Below are 17,274 nucleotides of genomic sequence, written 5' to 3' on the forward strand. Positions count from 1 at the left end.
AAAAATATATAATGAGCAGCGAAAAAGAAGCGAAATTAAAAGCACTAAAACTTACTTTAGATAAATTAGATAAAGCCTACGGAAAAGGGACAGTAATGAAAATGAGCGATGCCGCTATTCAAGATGTCGAAGCTATTCCTTCCGGATCACTAGGATTAGATATCGCCTTAGGTGTTGGCGGTTATCCACGTGGCCGTGTTATTGAAATATACGGACCAGAATCATCGGGTAAAACCACATTAACATTACACGCTATTGCCGAAGCTCAAAAAGCGGGTGGTATTGCTGCTTTTATTGATGCTGAGCATGCTTTCGATCGTTTTTATGCCGAAAAACTTGGTGTCGATATCGATAATTTAATTATTTCTCAACCCGATAATGGGGAGCAAGCTTTAGAAATTGCCGATAATTTAATTCGTTCTGGTGCTATTGATATTGTTGTGGTCGATTCGGTTGCGGCATTAACCCCAAAAAGTGAAATTGAAGGTGAAATGGGAGATTCTAAAATGGGATTACATGCCCGTTTAATGTCTCAAGCTTTACGTAAACTTACAGGGTCTATTAGTAAAACAAATTGTACCGTAATATTTATTAACCAATTGCGTGAAAAAATTGGTGTTATGTTTGGTAATCCTGAAACAACAACGGGTGGTAATGCCTTAAAATTCTACGCATCGGTACGTTTAGATATTCGTCGTTCTACACAAATTAAAAGTAGTAATGGTGATGTTTTAGGTAACAAAACTAGAGTGAAAGTGGTGAAAAACAAAGTAGCGCCACCATTTAAAATGGCCGAATTCGATATTATGTACGGGGAAGGTGTTAGTAAAGTTGGTGAAATTCTTGATGTTGCCGTAGAATACGAAATTGTTAAGAAAAGCGGCTCTTGGTTTAGTTATGAAGATACCAAGCTTGGCCAAGGTCGTGATGCTGTAAAAGCCATTATAAAAGACAATCCAGAGCTTTTTGATGAGTTAGAACAAAAAATAAAAGTAGCTATTAAAGAAGGTGTTAATTAAAATAGTATTTTCTTTTAAAAATATAAAATCCCGAGGTGTTCGGGATTTTTTTTGCGCTATATTTAGTAGTCTACGCAACCATTTTGTAAAAAGAGCATCTATAAAACAAAACGTAAATTTTAACTAAAAAAATTATTGAAATGAGAAAAATGCTTGTAATTTGTTTAGCACTAATTTTGGCTTCTTGTAGTGTGAATGATGATAGTCCTAATTATAGTTTTGATATTTTACCGGTAGAAAGTGTAGATATTCCAGAAACTTTTACATTAGGTGAAACCTATCCCATTACGGTTTCATATTATCAACCGTCTAGCTGCTATTCTTTTAGTGAATTTTATTATCGTAAAAATGATAATGAACGTATTGTAGCTCCAATTAATTATGTTTTGGAAGATGATAATTGCGAAACACTAGAGGATCAATTAGTTGAAGATACATTTAATTTTATAGTCACTAATAGCAGCGACTCATATATTTTTAAATTTTGGCAAGGCGAAGATGCCGATGGTGAAGATCAATATTTAATTATTGAAGTCCCTGTTGTAGAAGAAGAAACTAACTAACACGTGTATAATTTTGAGTTTAAAGCAACTCATAGAACATTGTAAAACTAACGATACTAAAGCACAAGGTGAGCTGTATAAACTCTTTTCGAGTAAACTTTTCGCCGTGTGCTTAAAGTATTCTAGAAATTATACCGAAGCGGAAGATAATTTACAAGACGCTTTTTTAACCATATTTAAAAAAATAGATCAATTTAAACACAAAGGTTCTTTTGAAGGTTGGTTAAAACGTATTACCATTAATACCGTAATGCAACGCTACCGAAACGAAAAGGTTTTTGATATTATTAATGAAGAAACTCTTGAAAATGTTGAAGTTGAAATTGAAGAGGAACAGCTTTCTATAGATTACTTACTTCGTATCATTCAAGAATTGCCAGACCGGTATAGGCTTGTTTTTAACTTGTATGTATTAGATGATTATTCGCATAAAGACATTGCCGAAATGCTGAAAATAAATATAGGAACTTCGAAATCTAATTTAGCGAGAGCCCGACAGATTTTGAAGCAAGCTATTGAAACTCATAAAAAAACAACTTATTTGCAATCATTATAAATGCGTGACAAAAAACACATAGACAGACTTTTTAAGGAGGGTTTAAAAGACTTTGAACCGGTTCCTAGTGATGCGGTTTGGAAGAAAATTGAGGCCGAACTTAATACAAGTAAGAACACACGTAGAATTATTCCAATTTGGTGGCGCTACGCTGGAGTAGCAGCATTATTGTTGCTCTTTTTAGGCTTAGGGATTAATGGTGTTTTTAACTCTTCTGAAGATATAGAGCAACAAGAGGTTGTTGATACCGAAACGACACGATCCTCTAAAATAGGAGGTGAAAGTATTTCGGGGAATAATACCTCTGGTTCGATTAAAACAGTAGTTTCAAATGAAGAAATTCAGAAAGAAACGGTGAATAAAAAGTCGGAAATTGTTAAAACAGCATCAAAAGAAAAAGATAGTCCGATTAATTCGAATGTCAATACAATCAAAAAGCGTTCTTTGGCTTCATCCAATAGATTAAGTGAAGAAAATCGCCCAATAGATCCTGCTAAAACAAACATTGTAACAGATTCCGAGAGTGAAAAAAACACCGTTATTTCTTCTTATAAAGCTCAAAATAATTTAACGCCAACAGCGACTAAGGATGTTGTAGCAGAAACAAAAATAGAAGAAAAAGTAATACCTAATGAAATTGTAGCTAATACTAAAAATAGAAGTTTAACCATTGAGGAAGCTCTAGCAAAAGCACATAGTATAATTATAGAAAAAAAAGAAAAGGATGGCCGTTGGAGTATTGCTGCTAATGCGGCCCCTGTTTATTTTAATACATCGGGTGAAGGGTCTGCTATTGATCCTCAATTTAATAGTAATTCAAAATCGGGTGAAGTTTATATAAGTTATGGTATTTCGGCGCGTTATGCTTTAACAGATAGGCTAAGTGTTCGTTCGGGGATTAGTAATTTAAGTTTAGGGTATAATATTGATAATGTGGTGGTCTATGAGGCTGCAGGAGTAAGTTCGGTTAGTAGTAAACCGTTGCAAAATGTAAGCACTAGCAAACTTTCTACGGTTAGGGTGTCATCACAGGTTTTGCTGGTTAGTGGTGAGGGGCTGGATGCTAATATACAAGCCGATTTTATAGATGATTCGCGAACATCAATTAGTCAAAATTTAAGATATGTTGAAGTGCCAGTAGAATTACAATATGCACTAGTAAATAAAAAAATAGGGTTAAATGTTATTGGAGGTTTTAGTTCTTTGTTTTTAAATGGAAACGAGATTTTTACAGATACCGAAAGAACAAAATCTTACTTTTCAGGAGAGGCCAGCAATATTAATGAAGTTAGTTATAGTGCTAATTTTGGATTGGGCTTAAATTATCAACTTAACAAAACTATTGATCTTAATTTGGAGCCTATGATAAAATATCAAATTAATACGTTTAAAAATACGTTTGGCGATTTTAAACCTTATTATGTTGGGGTGTATACTGGTGTTGCAATTAAATTTTAGGTTTTTGGTTAAATCTTGATTTTCTTTAAACTCGAAAATCAATAGTGAATAAAGCAGCTCTACTTAGGGCGGTTTTTTATTTTTTAAAAGCTTGTAGTTGGTTGAATATAATGTTTCGAGACGTATCATTCAAGGTTCTCGTGTCTTTTGCTGTTAAACCTTCGGTTGGTAAAAATTTATGGATTTTTACGCGCATTCTACCAGGGCTTCCACTAAAGAAAGTATAAGAAAAACGTTTTTTATTATCGGCAAAAGTGATAGGTACAATAGGAATTTGGTGGTTTATGGCTAAGCGGAAAGCGCCGTCTTTAAATGTATCTAAATCAATATGTTCTTCGGGTACACCGCCTTCAGGAAAAATACAAATACTTACTCCTGTTTGTAGTCTGCGCTGTGCTCTTAAAAACACGGCTTGTCTGCTTTTAGCCGAACTTCTGTCCACCAAAATACAAGTGCGTTTATAGAAAAAACCAAATAAAGGAATTTTTGCCAATTCGGCCTTTCCAACAAATACAAAGGGATTTCTAACCGAAACCAGCATAAGCATAATATCTGCCATGGAGGTGTGGTTGGCAATAAACATATAGCTTTTCGAGCGATCTGGTTTTTGTTCACGATCAATTTTATACGCAAAGCCCATGCCTACCAAAATTATTTTGGCCCAAAACCGCGCCAACCTAAAAAACAGGGGGTACCAGGCTTCTTTAGCAATAGAAACTAATAGAATTGGTAATAATATAAGTATTGGTATAGCTACCAATATATAAAACCAAATACGGTAGAATACCCAAAATATGTATTTAAAAATTTTCATCGTCCTCAAAAATACATAATTGTATTGAGCAATTCTATTAAAAAAATTACCTTTGCTCATATATCAAAAATTGAGTTTAATTTTAACAAGATTCCCGCATTTTAGGGAACGCACACATGGCAAGAATACTTACAGGCATACAAAGCACAGGAACACCACATTTAGGAAACATTTTAGGCGCTATTATTCCAGCAATAAAAATGGCTGAAGCCCCTGAAAATAATTCGTTTTTATTTATCGCAAACTTGCATACTTTAACGCAAATTAAAGATGCTAAAGTTTTAAGAGAAAACACGTATTCTACGGCTGCAACTTGGCTTGCCTTTGGTTTAGATGTTGAAAAAACGGTGTTTTATCGTCAAAGTGATATTCCTCAAACCACAGAGTTGTCATGGTATTTAAGTTGCTTTTTTCCTTATCAGCGTTTAACATTAGCGCACAGTTTTAAAGATAAAGCCGATCGTTTAGAGGATGTAAACGCAGGTTTATTTACATATCCTATGCTTATGGCTGCCGATATATTATTATACGATGCTAATATTATTCCGGTTGGAAAAGATCAATTACAACATATAGAAATGACCCGTGATGTGGCTTCGCGTTTTCATGCCAAAATGGGGGAGACTTTTGTATTGCCAGAAGGTAAAATACAAGAAAATACCATGCTCATTCCTGGAACCAACGGAGGGAAAATGAGTAAGAGTGCCAATAACACCATTAATTTATTTTTACCAGATAAAAAACTGCGCAAGCAAATTATGTCTATTGAAACCGATAGTACAGCGCTTGAAGATCCAAAAGATTGGAGCACTTGCAACTGTTTTGCTATTTATAGTTTATTGGCAAACGATGCTCAAATTGAAACCATGAAAGCCAATTACGAAAATGGGAATTATGGTTACGGCCACGCCAAACAAGCCTTGTTTGAATTGATAGTTGAAAAGTTTGCCACGCAACGCGAACGCTATAATTATTATATGAATAATCTTGAAGAAATTGATGCTGTTTTAGCTATTGGAGCTGAAAAAGCAAAATTGGTAGCAAATGATGTTTTAAGCAGAGTTCGCGAAAAGGTTGGGTATTAATACGATACTTTATAAAATAACCTATTAGATTTTTATAGTCTAATAGGTTTAACATACTTTACAAAAATCCGTGGCAAAACACACCAAAGACGTACAGAATAGATACGATGGTTTCCTAAAAACGCCACGTTTATGGAAAAAGGATGTGGTTTTTAATATGTATCAATTTGAAATAGATTCTAAATCGGATAAAATAGATTTAGATATCGATGATAAGTTGCGCCTCGGGAAATATATTGAGCGTTTAGTTTCTTTTGAATTAAGCCGGAATACAGCTGTTAAAATTCTTGCTGAAAATCTTCAAATTCAAAACGGAAAAACCACCTTAGGTGAAATAGATTGTTTGCTTCTAAAAGATAAAAAGCCCATTCATTTAGAGGTTATTTATAAGTTTTATGTTTATGATGCTTCCGTAGGAACTTCAGAAATAGATCATTTTATTGGTCCAAACAGAAAGGATGCCTTAGTAGAAAAACTTAAGAAACTTAGCGAAAAGCAATTACCACTACTTTATTCTAAACACTGTGAATCTTACTTAGAAACATTCAGTTTAAAAGCTTCAGAAATTACTCAGCAAGTCTATTTTAAAGCCCAATTATTTATTCCTTTTGGAGAAAGAATCATTCTAAAAACATTAAATCAAGATTGTATTGTTGGATTCTACATCAAAAAGGAAAGTCTTATTGAGTTTTCAAACTGTAAATTTTATATTCCTAAAAAAATAGATTGGATTATTGCACCACATACACAAGTAGATTGGCTAACCTATTCAGCGTTTATAGAATTGTCGAACCCTATTTTAGAACGCCAATTTTCGCCACTTTTTTGGTTAAAATTACCAAATGGTGAATTAAAAAAATGCTTTTTAGTTTGGTGGTAGTTCCTATTAATAACGGGTTTTAAAACTAAATAATCTCGAATAGTTTACCCGGTAATGGTCTTACAACGCCTTTTAATTCCATAGTTAATAAAATACTAGCCACTTTAAATATGGGTAAGTTGCAATTAATAGCAATGATGTCTAATTGCTGTTTCTCGTTTTCTTTTAAATAGTTGTAAATCACTTTTTCGGTAGCGTCCAGTTCTACAAATAACTGTTTTTGTATGGCTGGTTTTTTAGCATCCTCTAATTCCCAATTTAAAATATAAGGCACATCTAACGGTGTAGTAAGCATGTGTGCACGCTGTTGCTTAATTAAATTATTACATCCAAGACTTTGGTTGTCGGTAGTGCGGCCGGGTACAGCAAATACATCACGATTATACGAGTTCGCAATATCGGCAGTTACTAAACTACCACCTTTTTGGGCAGATTCTATCACAATAGTCGCTTCACTTAAACCCGCAATAATTCGGTTTCGTTTTAAAAAATTGTTTCTATCAAAATTATCGGTACTCCAAAAATCGGTAAAAAAACCACCGTTTTTCTCCATGTCAACCATATACTTTTTATGTGCTTTGGGGTAAATTTGGTCGAGGCCGTGCGCCAAACATGCCACGGTTTGTAAGTTGTTTTTTATGGCGGCTTTATGTGCTGTAATATCGGTGCCATAAGCAAAACCAGAAATAATTACAGGATTGAAAGGTTTTAATGTTTCTACAAGATTTTCACAAAAAGCAATGCCGTTTGTTGTAATTTTTCGTGTGCCAACAATACTAATAAGGCGTTGTTTTTTTAAATTAACTTTCCCCGATTGGAATAATAAAATGGGACCATCGATACAGTGTTTTAGTTTTTCTGGATAATCATCACCTTCAAAATAAAATACTTGAATGTTGTTGTCTTCAATAAAGCGGATTTCTTTTTCAGCTTCTTTTAAATGATGTGGTTTAAACAAGCTATCTAAAATAACGCTGCCAATACCATCAATTTTTTGTAGATTTTGTCTTTTCTCTTTTAAAACAGCTTCTGCAGAACCACAATGAGAAATTAATCGTTTAGCAGTAATATCGCCTATATTTGGGATATGTTGCAAAGCTAAAGTGTAGAGTAAATTGTTTTTTGTCATTGTAAATGGCTTGTTTTCAACATACAATAAAAGAATTTTTAATCTGTTAATAAAAATATTGACATAAATTTTATCGAAAACTATTATTTTCTAACTTTGTCTTTATGCAATTAGAAACTTACGTAAGCGACTTACTATATAGATATGAATGTGTTACCATCCCTGAGTTGGGCTCATTTTTAACACAATCTGTCTCGGCCTCGATAAATGAAAAAAACAATACGTTTTTTCCTCCTAAAAAAGAGCTGTCTTTTAATGAGCAAATTCAAAAAAATGATGGGTTATTAGCGCATTATATTGCAGATGTAGAAGATACAACCTTTGAGCTTGCCAATAAAAAAATAGCAAAACGTGTTAAGGTTTTAAAAGAAAGTTTGGAGCAAGGCGAAACATTATCTTTTGAAAATATAGGAACTATTGTTTTTAACAAGGAAGGTAAAATTTTATTTGAACCATCTTATAAATTAAATTATTTAACTGATGCTTTTGGGCTATCACAATTTGAAACTACTGTAGTATCACGTGAAGTTTACAAAGCCGAAGCTGAGCGAATAGAAAACGTAATTCCAATTGGGGTTACTGCCGAAAAACGTAAAAACAGATCGTATTTAAAATATGCAGCTGTTGCCGTATTGGCGTTAACTCTTGGGGGGGTAGTTGCTTCTAATTTTTATGTAAATCAAATAGAAACGCATAACCAATTAGCACAGCAAAAAGCTGAAAAAGAATTGGATGCAAAAATTCAACAAGCGACTTTTGGTTTAAATCCATTACCAGCAATTACTTTAAATGCTACAAAACAAACAGGTGATTTTCATATTGTAGCTGGTGCTTTTAGGGTTGAGGAAAACTGTAACAAAATTGTAAAGGAACTAAAATCTGAAGGTTTTAATGCTAGAAAAATAGGAACTAACAAGTATGGTTTGCATCAAGTGGTTTATGCGAGTTATGAAACGCGTTTAGAAGCTCAAAAAGCCTTGAGAACAATTAAATCTTCTCATAATAATGACGCTTGGTTGCTTGTTAAAAAGCTAGACTAAGTTTTAAAAATACACAGTGTTCTTTGGCTTTTATAAAAATCCCTAACTTTGTTTCGCTGTAACCCTTAATTTTTTTGATGCAAGTAAAAACACCTCAACAGTCTAGAACTATAATGACAGATTTGGTTTTACCAAGTGAAACCAACCCGTTAAACAATTTATTTGGAGGCGAATTATTGGCTCGAATGGATCGAGCAGCCAGTATTTCTGCCCGTAGACACTCACGACGTATTGTGGTTACGGCCTCAGTAAATCACGTTGCTTTTAATCGGGCTATACCATTAGGAAGTGTTGTAAGTGTGGAGGCTAAGGTGTCTCGAGCGTTTAGAACTTCAATGGAGGTTTTTATCGATGTTTGGGTTGAAGACCGTGAATCTGGAGATCGAAGTAAAGCTAACGAAGCTATTTATACCTTTGTAGCCGTAGATGAGACAGGTCGTCCTATTCCTGTGCCTGAAGTACATCCAGAAACCAAGCTTGAAAAAGATCGTTTTGTTGCAGCGCTTAGACGTAAACAATTGAGTTTATTACTTGCTGGAAAAATAAAACCAAGCGAAGCGTCTGAACTCAAAGCGCTTTTTGATTAAAAAGATCTCTTTGGTTATTAAACTTTAAATACCAAATAATTAAGGTTTAAGTGTCGAGCTAAAAAAGAAGTAATTTCTGTAGTTAAGCGGTTTAAATCCAAAAAGATGCTTATTTTTACGACGCTATATAATAATAGCCTGAGTTTCTTGTTATTATTTTTGACTAAAAACACCAGCATTGAAAACATCGTTTAAAACTATATTATCTTTATTAATAGCCACTATTTTAATAGTTAGCTGTTCGCGAAAAAAAGACAAATTTATTAGCCGGAATTTCCACGCAGTAACGGCGGAGTTCAATCCTATTTATAATGGTTATAACGCTTTAGAAGACGGTAAAAGAAGTTTAAACGATAGTTATCAAGATAATTATTGGGATGTGTTGCCTATAGAGCGTATGCAAATTTCGGAAGAAGTCATGCTGCCCGGGCAATCTAAGAATGAAAATTTTTCGCGCGCTGAAGAAAAAGCTGTAAAAGCCATACAGAAACATAGTATGAATATTCAGGGTAAAGAGGTAAATCCGCAAATGGACGAAGCTTATTTATTACTTGGTAAAGCCCGATATTTCGATGAACGTTTTGTGCCGGCGATAGAGGCTTTTAATTATATTCTTTATAAATATCCGTTAAGCGACAAGATAAATCAGGCTAGAATTTGGCGAGAAAAAACGAATATTCGTTTGGATAATAATGAATTGGCTATTAAAAATTTAAAGCGCCTTTTAGAGCTAGAAGAATTAAAAGGGCAAGATTTAGCCGATGCCACATCCATGTTAGCTCAAGGGTATTTAAATATAAAAGCCGTAGATAGTGCTATTACGCAATTAGAAATTGCATCTAATGAAACAAAGAATAATGATGAAAGAGGGCGGTATCGTTTTATTCAAGGGCAACTTTACAATGTATTAGGTATTAAAGATAGTGCTAATTTTGCCTTCGATAAGGTTATTGAACTTAACCGAAGAACGCCTAGAATTTATATGATTAGCGCCTATCTCGAAAAATTTAAAAATTTCGATTTTGAAAACGGGAATAAATTTGAAGCCATGGAGTTGCTTACCAAATTGGAGGAAAATCGTGAAAACCGGCCGTTTTTAGATAAAATTTATCATCAAATTGGAGATTTTCACTTAAATAATGGATCGGATTCTTTGGCTATTTCCTATTTTAATAAATCATTGCGCAGTGATTCTCAAGACAAGATTTTAAAATCTAAAAACTACGAGATACTTGGGGATATGTTTTTCGATAATTCGGAATATGCTAAGGCAGGGGCTTATTTTGATAGTACAATGAGTAACTTGAAGTTAAATTCTAAACCCTTCAGAATTATTAAACGTAAGCGTGATAATTTGGAAGATGTTATTTATTACGAAGCTATTGCGAAAAATAATGACAGTATTTTAAATTTGGTACGTTTGCCAAAAGCGGAACGATTACTTGTTTTTGAAAATTTTGTAAAAGCTCTTAAAATAGAGGAAGCAGCAGCAGAAAAAGAAGCTGCTAAATTAGAAAAAGGCGGTGCTAATGCGGGGCTAATTACTGTAAATAATGGATTTTCAGGTTCTGGCAATACTAAGGAATCACGAAATAGTTCCACGGGAGAAGCAGCATTGTTTTATTTTTATAATCCAACCACGGTAGCTTATGGTAAAAATGAATTTGCAAAAATTTGGGGGAATCGTGATTTGGAAGATAATTGGCGATGGTCTAGTAAGAGTACAACTATTTCAGGTGAATATAAAACCGATTCAACCAACGATTTATTAGCTTTAGCATCAGATGAGGAAAAATATGATCCACAGTTTTATATATCTAAAATTCCAACAGAACAAAAGGAAATAGATAGTATTTCAAAACAAAGAAACTATGCTTATTATCAATTAGGGTTAATTTATAAAGAGAAATTTAAAGAATACGAGTTAGCGAAAGCTAAATTTCAGAATTTATTAGAAAGTAATCCAGAGGAGCGGTTAATTCTGCCATCGAAATATAATCTATACAAGATTTACGAACTTTTAGGTGAAAATGGAGAGGCTTCAATAGCAAAAACAGAGATTATAAAAAACTATCCAAAGTCTCGTTATGCTTCTATTTTAGAACACCCAGAATTAGTTTCAGATAAAGATGAAAATAGCCCTGAAAGTTTATATGAAGCGCTTTACGATTTACATGAAAATCAAAATTATGCCGAGGTTATTTCTAAAAGTGAAGATTATATAAAACGTTTTGATGGCGAACCTATTGTTGCCAAGTTGGAACTTTTAAAGGCTACGGCAAATGGGCGTTTATATGGTTTTGAAGCTTATAAAAAAGGAATAAACCAATTAGCAATAACTTATGCAAATACAGACGAAGGCAAGCAGGCTCAAAAAATAGAATCCGAAATGCTTCCAAAGCTCGAAGATTCTACTTTTATCGATGCTGTAGAAGGAGTAAAAATAAATTATAAAATTGTTTTTCAATTTAAAAATGCTGAAAAAACAAATATTCCTGAGTTTAAAACATCATTAGATTCTGTTTTAAAACATGTTAAATATTATCGGTTATCATCGTCGGTAGATGTATATAATCCTGAAACCACATTTGTTTTGGTGCATGGTTTAAAAAATGAAGTGGTCGCTGAAACATTTGAGCAATTATTAATTGATGAAGATAAAAACAAAATTGCTAAGCCGTTTTTTGTGATTTCGTCAGAGAATTATAGTATCATCCAAGTTCATAAAAATTTAGAAACTTATTTAGCTCTTAATAATCAAAAACTTTAAACGTTCATGTTTTCAGATAGTAAAAAAAATAAACAAATGGCAGAAGTAACTTCCAGTCAAAACATAATAGCCAAAGGAACAAAAATTGTTGGCGACTTAGTGAGTGAGGGTGATTTTAGAATTGATGGAGCCGTAAACGGTAGTATTAAAACTAGAGGTAAAGTTGTGGTGGGTAAGTCGGGCTCTATAACAGGGGTTTTAGAAGGTACCGATGCTTATTTTGAAGGTTTTTTTTCAGGTAAACTTGCGTTGTCTGGAACATTAACTTTAAAATCAACAGCTGTTATAGAAGGCGAAGTGGAGATTGGTAAATTAGCTGTTGAGCCTGGTGCAACTTTTAATGTATCGTGTGCCATGCAAGGATATAAAAAAGAATTACAACATGCTGGACAACAAAAAACAGCCAAAAAAACAGCTTAATCCATTTATTAGGTTTTCATCCATTGCACTACAAATGGGGGTAACAATTTATTTAGGAAGTAAATTGGGCGAATGGCTCGATGTAAAATTTAATAACACCAACCAACTCTATTACAAAACAGTTACTTTAATAGCCGTTTTTATTGCTATGTATGCTGTTATTAAACAAGTAACCAAAACAAAAACAAACTTTAATGATTAAGCGTATTTCAATTGTATCTTTTATTCTTTTAGTTTTATTTTTAATAGCGTACAATCTTCAAAACTATTTAACAACCAAAACGCTTTCGTTCTCACTGCTCTCTATATATCTTTTTCATACAGTGGCTGCAATGTTGGTTTATGTTATTGTGGAAATAGTTGCAGAAAAACTCCCCAACCAGGCCGGTTATGCCTATTTAACTTTAATGTTTTTTAAAATTGGCGCTTTTGTTTTAATTTTTCAATCGTCGGTTTTTGTTAATGATAATTTATCCCAAATGGAACGTATTGGGTTAGTAATTCCCTTAGTTCTGTTTTTAATCGTCGAAGCGATAGTGGTTTCAAAGCTCTTAAATAGTAAGTAATTACTAACTTTTTAAGAATTCTTTAAGAATTTTCTATTCTTAGGAAATCTAATTAAAAAAAAGGCTTTGCTTTTTTAAATTATTACTTACATTTGCACAAAATTTACAGAGCATAAATTTATTAGTTAGAAAAAGTATGGTGGTGGTAAAAAAATCTATCAATTTTATAGCAGTTTTAGTTTTAGCGTTGTTTTCTATGTTTTCTTATGGAGATGAAATACAACATAAACCAGGAAACAAAGTAGATACAGCAGAAGAAATTAATGACTATATTGCACATCACTTAAAGGATTCGCACGATTTTCATTTCTACACACACAACGAATCGGGAACACATTATAGTTTTCCTTTGCCTGTAATTGTTTGGACTAGTAATGGTTTAAAAACATTTATGTCTTCGGAATTTCATCATGATGATGCCGGAAAGGTGATAGTTGAAAAAGGAGATGTTAAATTAGTAAAACTTCACAGTAAAATATACGAATTAGAAAGTGGTGCTTCAACAATTAATTTTGATGAACATCACCACGCAACCAACGCTCATAAGGTTTTAGATTTTTCTATAACAAAATCTGTTTTTGGAATGTTATTGGCTGGTATCTTAATGCTGCTTGGTTTTGGTGCTTTAGCAAGAGGTTATAAAAAAGGAAAAATGATTCCAAAAGGGTTTTCTAGAGTATTAGAACCTTTAGTAATCTACGTTCGGGACGAAATTGCAAAACCAAATATTGGAGAGAAAAAGTACCGTAAATTTATGGGCTTCTTATTAACGGTATTCTTCTTTATCTGGATTTTAAACTTATTAGGTTTAACACCTCTAGGTTTTAACGTAACAGGGCAAATTGCTGTAACAGCATGTTTAGCTATATTTACAGTAGTAATTTATATGTTTAGTGGTTCTAAAGATTTTTGGGCACACACATTATGGATGCCGGGAGTACCTTATATATTACGCCCAATATTAGCTGTTATAGAGCTTGTAGGTTTTGTGGTTATCAAGCCATTCTCATTATTAATACGTTTATTTGCAAACATTACAGCAGGTCATTTTGTTGTAATGAGTTTAATTGCTTTAGCCATTACATTAAAAGTATCTTTTGGGCCTGTGGTTTCTACAGGGATGTCACTTGTATTATCTTTGTTTATAATGGTAATAGAGATATTAGTAGCCTTTTTACAAGCATTTATTTTTACGATGTTATCATCGTTATTTATTGGTATGGCCGTTGAAGAACACGACGATCACCACTAGTAAATAAAAAAGTATGATTTCAACGTGAATTGAAATCCAACAAAGAATTTGTTTAATTAATATTTATAAAAATCAAATTAGTATGTACAATTTAATTGGAGCAGGATTAATCGTTATCGGTGGTGGTATCGGATTAGGTCAAATTGGTGGTAAAGCAATGGAAGGTATTGCTCGTCAACCTGAAGCAGCTGGAAAAATCCAAACTGCAATGATCATCATTGGAGCCTTATTAGAAGGTTTAGCATTCGGTGCATTAATCTTAGGGAAATAAGAATTTCCTAAAAAACAAAAAAGAACAGATTCCTGTAACGGTTGGTTACAGGGCCTGTTTTTTAAATTAAACAAAAACAAATAACAACTAATTTATAGTTTTACATGGATCAGTTATTACATGATTTTTCGCCAGGCTTATTTTTTATGCAAGCCATTATTTTATTAATATTAATTGTATTAATGAGAAAATTTGCTTGGAAACCAATTTTAGACTCTTTACAAACAAGAGAAGATGGTATTCAAAACGCATTAGATGCTGCCGAAAAAGCAAAATTAGAAATGCAAAACCTTCAAGCTGATAACCAAAAGTTATTACAAGAAGCTAGAGCAGAACGCGAAGACATGCTTAAAGAAGCACGCGAGATGAAAAACAAAATGATTGAAGACGCTAAATCTGAAGCAGAAGGTCAAGCTAACAAAATGATAGCTCAAGCACAAGCTGCTATTGAAGGTGAAAAGAAAGCCGCTTTGGCCGAACTTAAAAATCAGGTTGCGGGCATTTCTTTAGAAATTGCCGAAAAAGTAATGCGTACAGAATTATCTAACAAAGACAAGCAATTACAATTGGTTGAAACGATGTTAGCTGAAAAATCTTTAAACTAAGTTATAATGGCGGGAGCAAGAGCAGCAATACGTTACGCAAAAGCATTATTAAGTTTAGCATCAGATCAAAATACAGCAGATATTGTTGGTAATGATATGAAGTTAATCGCTAATACTTTGGCTACAAGTAAAGATTTAAGCGAAGCACTTCAAAGCCCTGTAATTCCTTCTTCAATTAAAAAATCAACTTTGTTAGAGGTTTTTAAAAACTCTAATGTATTAACTAATAACTTAATTGATACCTTAATCGCTAATAATAGAATTAATATTTTAGGTGAGGTAGCTGTAAAGTATAATCAATTGTTAGATAATTCGAAAGGGGTTGAAATGGCAACAGTTACTACAGCAGTAGAACTAACATCAGCATTAAAGGAAATTGTTTTAGCAAAAGCTAAAACACTTACAGGAAAGAATATTGAAGTAAAAAATATTATAGATGAAAGCATTTTAGGTGGTTTCATTTTACGAATTGGTGATATGCAGTATAACGCAAGTGTTGCAAATCAGTTAAATAAATTAAAACAAGAATTTACATTAAACTAAGACTTGCCCTGAGCTTGTCGAAGGGTCTAAATATTTAAAAAGATGGCAGAAGTAAATCCAGCTGAAATATCAGCAATCTTAAAAAAACAACTTTCAGGTTTTGAAGCAAGTGCTTCATTAGATGAGGTAGGAACTGTATTAACTGTAGGTGATGGTATTGTACGTGCTTACGGTTTGGCTAACGCACAATATGGTGAGTTAGTAGAATTCGAAGGCGGTTTAGAAGGTATTGTACTTAACCTTGAGGAAGATAATGTTGGTATTGTATTATTAGGTGGTTCATCTGGGGTAAAAGAAGGATCGACAGTAAAACGTACAAAACGCATCGCTTCAATTAAAGTAGGAGAGGGCATTGTAGGTCGTGTTGTTGATACCTTAGGAAACCCAATCGATGGAAAAGGACCTATTACTGGAGATACTTACGAGATGCCACTAGAGCGTAAAGCACCGGGTGTTGTTTTTCGTGAGCCCGTAACAGAGCCATTACAAACAGGTATCAAATCTATTGATGCTATGATTCCTGTAGGACGTGGACAACGTGAGTTGGTTATTGGTGACCGTCAAACAGGTAAAACAACCGTTTGTATTGACACCATTTTAAATCAAAAAGAATTTTACGATGCAGGTGAACCTGTATATTGTATATATGTTGCTGTAGGGCAAAAAGCATCTACTGTTGCAAACATTGCTAAAGTGTTGGAAGAAAAAGGAGCCTTAGCTTATACTACAATAGTAGCGGCAAATGCCTCCGATCCAGCTCCAATGCAAGTATATGCCCCAATGGCAGGTGCTGCTATCGGAGAGTATTTTAGAGATACTGGCCGTCCAGCATTAATTATTTACGACGATTTATCTAAACAAGCCGTAGCCTACCGTGAGGTATCTTTATTATTACGTCGTCCACCAGGACGTGAAGCTTATCCTGGAGATGTTTTCTACTTACACTCTAGATTATTAGAGCGTTCTGCAAAAGTCATTAATAATGATGATATTGCTAAGGATATGAACGATTTACCAGATGCTTTAAAGCCATTGGTAAAAGGTGGAGGTTCTTTAACAGCTTTACCAATTATTGAAACACAAGCAGGCGATGTTTCAGCATATATTCCAACCAATGTAATTTCAATTACAGACGGTCAAATTTTCTTGGATGGCGATTTGTTTAACTCTGGGGTTCGTCCAGCAATTAACGTAGGTATTTCTGTATCTCGTGTTGGAGGTAACGCACAGATTAAATCAATGAAAAAAGTATCAGGTACCTTAAAATTAGATCAAGCACAATTCCGTGAATTAGAAGCTTTCGCTAAGTTTGGATCAGATTTGGACGCGGTTACTTTAAATGTAATTGAAAAGGGTAAACGTAATGTGGAGATTTTAAAACAAGCTCAGAACGATCCTTTTACTGTTGAAGATCAAGTTGCAATTATTTATGCAGGATCTAAAAACTTATTAAAAGATGTTCCTGTAAATAAAATAAAGGAATTTGAAAGAGATTTTATTGAGTTCTTAAATGCTAAACATAGAGGTGCTTTAGATACTTTAAAATCTGGAAAATTAACAGATGAGGTGACCGATACATTAACAGCAGTATGTAAGGAGCTTTCAGCTAAATATAACGCATAAATTAGTTTTAAGTTATGAGTTAGATCTTTAACTCATAGCTTTTTAAACTTTAATTATATCATTAACGTCACTCTGAGGGCAATCGCAGAGTCT

19 protein-coding genes are annotated in these 17,274 nt (G+C 33.5%); 17 read left to right on the forward strand and 2 right to left on the reverse strand.

Annotation, left to right across the window (positions count from 1 at the left end; translation table 11 throughout):
• Nucleotides 1–11: 11 nt before the first annotated feature.
• The 4 genes from recA (at nucleotide 12) to FQU21_RS09000 (ending at nucleotide 3,596) form a co-directional block, all read left to right on the forward strand.
• Nucleotides 12–1,019, forward strand: a complete 1,008-nt coding sequence (recA, locus tag FQU21_RS08985; protein WP_147677675.1) for a recombinase RecA — start codon at nucleotides 12–14, stop codon at nucleotides 1,017–1,019.
• Between the two features lie 140 nt (nucleotides 1,020–1,159).
• Nucleotides 1,160–1,582 (forward strand): hypothetical protein, encoded by a 423-nt coding sequence (locus tag FQU21_RS08990; protein ID WP_147677676.1) that lies wholly within the window; start codon nucleotides 1,160–1,162, stop codon nucleotides 1,580–1,582.
• 13 nt (nucleotides 1,583–1,595) lie between these two features.
• Entirely contained in the window at nucleotides 1,596–2,138 is a 543-nt protein-coding gene (locus FQU21_RS08995) for an RNA polymerase sigma factor (RefSeq protein ID WP_147677677.1), read from the forward strand.
• A complete protein-coding gene (locus FQU21_RS09000; protein WP_147677678.1) occupies nucleotides 2,139–3,596 on the forward strand; it encodes a porin family protein in 1,458 nt (485 codons plus the stop codon).
• Between the two features lie 76 nt (nucleotides 3,597–3,672).
• On the opposite strand, the gene FQU21_RS09005 is transcribed toward FQU21_RS09000, so the two are convergent.
• Entirely contained in the window at nucleotides 3,673–4,410 is a 738-nt protein-coding gene (locus FQU21_RS09005) for a lysophospholipid acyltransferase family protein (RefSeq protein ID WP_147677890.1), read from the reverse strand.
• A gap of 116 nt (nucleotides 4,411–4,526) precedes the next feature.
• Between FQU21_RS09005 and trpS the strand changes: the two genes are divergently transcribed.
• A complete protein-coding gene (gene trpS / locus FQU21_RS09010; RefSeq protein WP_147677679.1) occupies nucleotides 4,527–5,495 on the forward strand; it encodes a tryptophan--tRNA ligase in 969 nt (322 codons plus the stop codon).
• Nucleotides 5,496–5,565: 70 nt separating this feature from the next.
• Nucleotides 5,566–6,375, forward strand: coding sequence for a DUF1853 family protein (locus FQU21_RS09015; RefSeq protein WP_147677680.1), 810 nt, complete (start codon nucleotides 5,566–5,568; stop codon nucleotides 6,373–6,375).
• Between the two features lie 25 nt (nucleotides 6,376–6,400).
• On the opposite strand, the gene dprA is transcribed toward FQU21_RS09015, so the two are convergent.
• Nucleotides 6,401–7,504 carry a DNA-processing protein DprA gene (gene dprA / locus FQU21_RS09020; RefSeq protein WP_147677681.1) on the reverse strand — a complete coding sequence of 368 codons (1,104 nt, stop codon included), beginning with the start codon at nucleotides 7,502–7,504 and terminating at the stop codon, nucleotides 6,401–6,403.
• Between the two features lie 104 nt (nucleotides 7,505–7,608).
• Between dprA and FQU21_RS09025 the strand changes: the two genes are divergently transcribed.
• The 11 genes from FQU21_RS09025 to atpA all read left to right on the forward strand — a co-directional run bounded on the left by FQU21_RS09025 (nucleotide 7,609) and on the right by atpA (nucleotide 17,181).
• The gene (locus FQU21_RS09025) at nucleotides 7,609–8,544 is read left to right on the forward strand and encodes an HU domain-containing protein (RefSeq protein WP_147677682.1); all 936 of its coding nucleotides are present in this window, start codon (nucleotides 7,609–7,611) and stop codon (nucleotides 8,542–8,544) included.
• Between the two features lie 77 nt (nucleotides 8,545–8,621).
• Nucleotides 8,622–9,131, forward strand: a complete 510-nt coding sequence (locus FQU21_RS09030; protein ID WP_147677683.1) for an acyl-CoA thioesterase — start codon at nucleotides 8,622–8,624, stop codon at nucleotides 9,129–9,131.
• A 178-nt stretch (nucleotides 9,132–9,309) separates the two neighbouring features.
• Nucleotides 9,310–11,901: a type IX secretion system periplasmic lipoprotein PorW/SprE gene (porW, locus tag FQU21_RS09035; RefSeq protein WP_147677684.1), complete on the forward strand. Its 2,592-nt coding sequence runs from the start codon at nucleotides 9,310–9,312 to the stop codon at nucleotides 11,899–11,901.
• 6 nt (nucleotides 11,902–11,907) lie between these two features.
• The gene (locus tag FQU21_RS09040) at nucleotides 11,908–12,321 is read left to right on the forward strand and encodes a bactofilin family protein (RefSeq protein ID WP_147677685.1); all 414 of its coding nucleotides are present in this window, start codon (nucleotides 11,908–11,910) and stop codon (nucleotides 12,319–12,321) included.
• On the forward strand, nucleotides 12,284–12,523 hold the full coding sequence (locus FQU21_RS09045) for an AtpZ/AtpI family protein (protein WP_187269355.1): 240 nt from the start codon (nucleotides 12,284–12,286) through the stop codon (nucleotides 12,521–12,523). The genes FQU21_RS09040 and FQU21_RS09045 overlap by 38 nt, the downstream gene beginning before the upstream one ends.
• On the forward strand, nucleotides 12,516–12,887 hold the full coding sequence (locus tag FQU21_RS09050) for a DUF6168 family protein (RefSeq protein ID WP_147677686.1): 372 nt from the start codon (nucleotides 12,516–12,518) through the stop codon (nucleotides 12,885–12,887). The genes FQU21_RS09045 and FQU21_RS09050 overlap by 8 nt, the downstream gene beginning before the upstream one ends.
• Before the next feature lie 136 nt (nucleotides 12,888–13,023).
• Nucleotides 13,024–14,139 carry a F0F1 ATP synthase subunit A gene (gene atpB, locus FQU21_RS09055; RefSeq protein ID WP_147677687.1) on the forward strand — a complete coding sequence of 372 codons (1,116 nt, stop codon included), beginning with the start codon at nucleotides 13,024–13,026 and terminating at the stop codon, nucleotides 14,137–14,139.
• Nucleotides 14,140–14,221: 82 nt separating this feature from the next.
• Nucleotides 14,222–14,410: an ATP synthase F0 subunit C gene (gene atpE / locus FQU21_RS09060; RefSeq protein ID WP_004569351.1), complete on the forward strand. Its 189-nt coding sequence runs from the start codon at nucleotides 14,222–14,224 to the stop codon at nucleotides 14,408–14,410.
• A gap of 104 nt (nucleotides 14,411–14,514) precedes the next feature.
• Entirely contained in the window at nucleotides 14,515–15,015 is a 501-nt protein-coding gene (locus tag FQU21_RS09065) for a F0F1 ATP synthase subunit B (protein WP_147677688.1), read from the forward strand.
• Between the two features lie 6 nt (nucleotides 15,016–15,021).
• A complete protein-coding gene (atpH, locus tag FQU21_RS09070; protein WP_147677689.1) occupies nucleotides 15,022–15,558 on the forward strand; it encodes an ATP synthase F1 subunit delta in 537 nt (178 codons plus the stop codon).
• Nucleotides 15,559–15,600: 42 nt separating this feature from the next.
• Nucleotides 15,601–17,181 (forward strand): F0F1 ATP synthase subunit alpha, encoded by a 1,581-nt coding sequence (gene atpA / locus FQU21_RS09075; RefSeq protein WP_147677690.1) that lies wholly within the window; start codon nucleotides 15,601–15,603, stop codon nucleotides 17,179–17,181.
• Nucleotides 17,182–17,274: the final 93 nt, after the last annotated feature.

This window comes from Algibacter pacificus, from assembly GCF_008033385.1.
Taxonomy (GTDB): domain Bacteria; phylum Bacteroidota; class Bacteroidia; order Flavobacteriales; family Flavobacteriaceae; genus Algibacter; species Algibacter pacificus.

Coding starts and splice junctions, on each gene's coding strand:
- FQU21_RS09025 (WP_147677682.1), top strand. CDS start 7,609: ATGCAATTAGAAACTTACGTAAGCGACTTACTATATAGATATGAATGT.
- atpE (WP_004569351.1), top strand. CDS start 14,222: ATGTACAATTTAATTGGAGCAGGATTAATCGTTATCGGTGGTGGTATC.
- atpH (WP_147677689.1), top strand. CDS start 15,022: ATGGCGGGAGCAAGAGCAGCAATACGTTACGCAAAAGCATTATTAAGT.
- atpB (WP_147677687.1), top strand. CDS start 13,024: ATGGTGGTGGTAAAAAAATCTATCAATTTTATAGCAGTTTTAGTTTTA.
- FQU21_RS08990 (WP_147677676.1), top strand. CDS start 1,160: ATGAGAAAAATGCTTGTAATTTGTTTAGCACTAATTTTGGCTTCTTGT.
- FQU21_RS09065 (WP_147677688.1), top strand. CDS start 14,515: ATGGATCAGTTATTACATGATTTTTCGCCAGGCTTATTTTTTATGCAA.
- FQU21_RS09005 (WP_147677890.1), bottom strand. CDS start 4,410: ATGAAAATTTTTAAATACATATTTTGGGTATTCTACCGTATTTGGTTT.
- trpS (WP_147677679.1), top strand. CDS start 4,527: ATGGCAAGAATACTTACAGGCATACAAAGCACAGGAACACCACATTTA.
- FQU21_RS09050 (WP_147677686.1), top strand. CDS start 12,516: ATGATTAAGCGTATTTCAATTGTATCTTTTATTCTTTTAGTTTTATTT.
- recA (WP_147677675.1), top strand. CDS start 12: ATGAGCAGCGAAAAAGAAGCGAAATTAAAAGCACTAAAACTTACTTTA.
- FQU21_RS09040 (WP_147677685.1), top strand. CDS start 11,908: ATGTTTTCAGATAGTAAAAAAAATAAACAAATGGCAGAAGTAACTTCC.
- FQU21_RS09000 (WP_147677678.1), top strand. CDS start 2,139: ATGCGTGACAAAAAACACATAGACAGACTTTTTAAGGAGGGTTTAAAA.
- FQU21_RS09045 (WP_187269355.1), top strand. CDS start 12,284: ATGCTGGACAACAAAAAACAGCCAAAAAAACAGCTTAATCCATTTATT.
- atpA (WP_147677690.1), top strand. CDS start 15,601: ATGGCAGAAGTAAATCCAGCTGAAATATCAGCAATCTTAAAAAAACAA.
- FQU21_RS09030 (WP_147677683.1), top strand. CDS start 8,622: ATGCAAGTAAAAACACCTCAACAGTCTAGAACTATAATGACAGATTTG.
- dprA (WP_147677681.1), bottom strand. CDS start 7,504: ATGACAAAAAACAATTTACTCTACACTTTAGCTTTGCAACATATCCCA.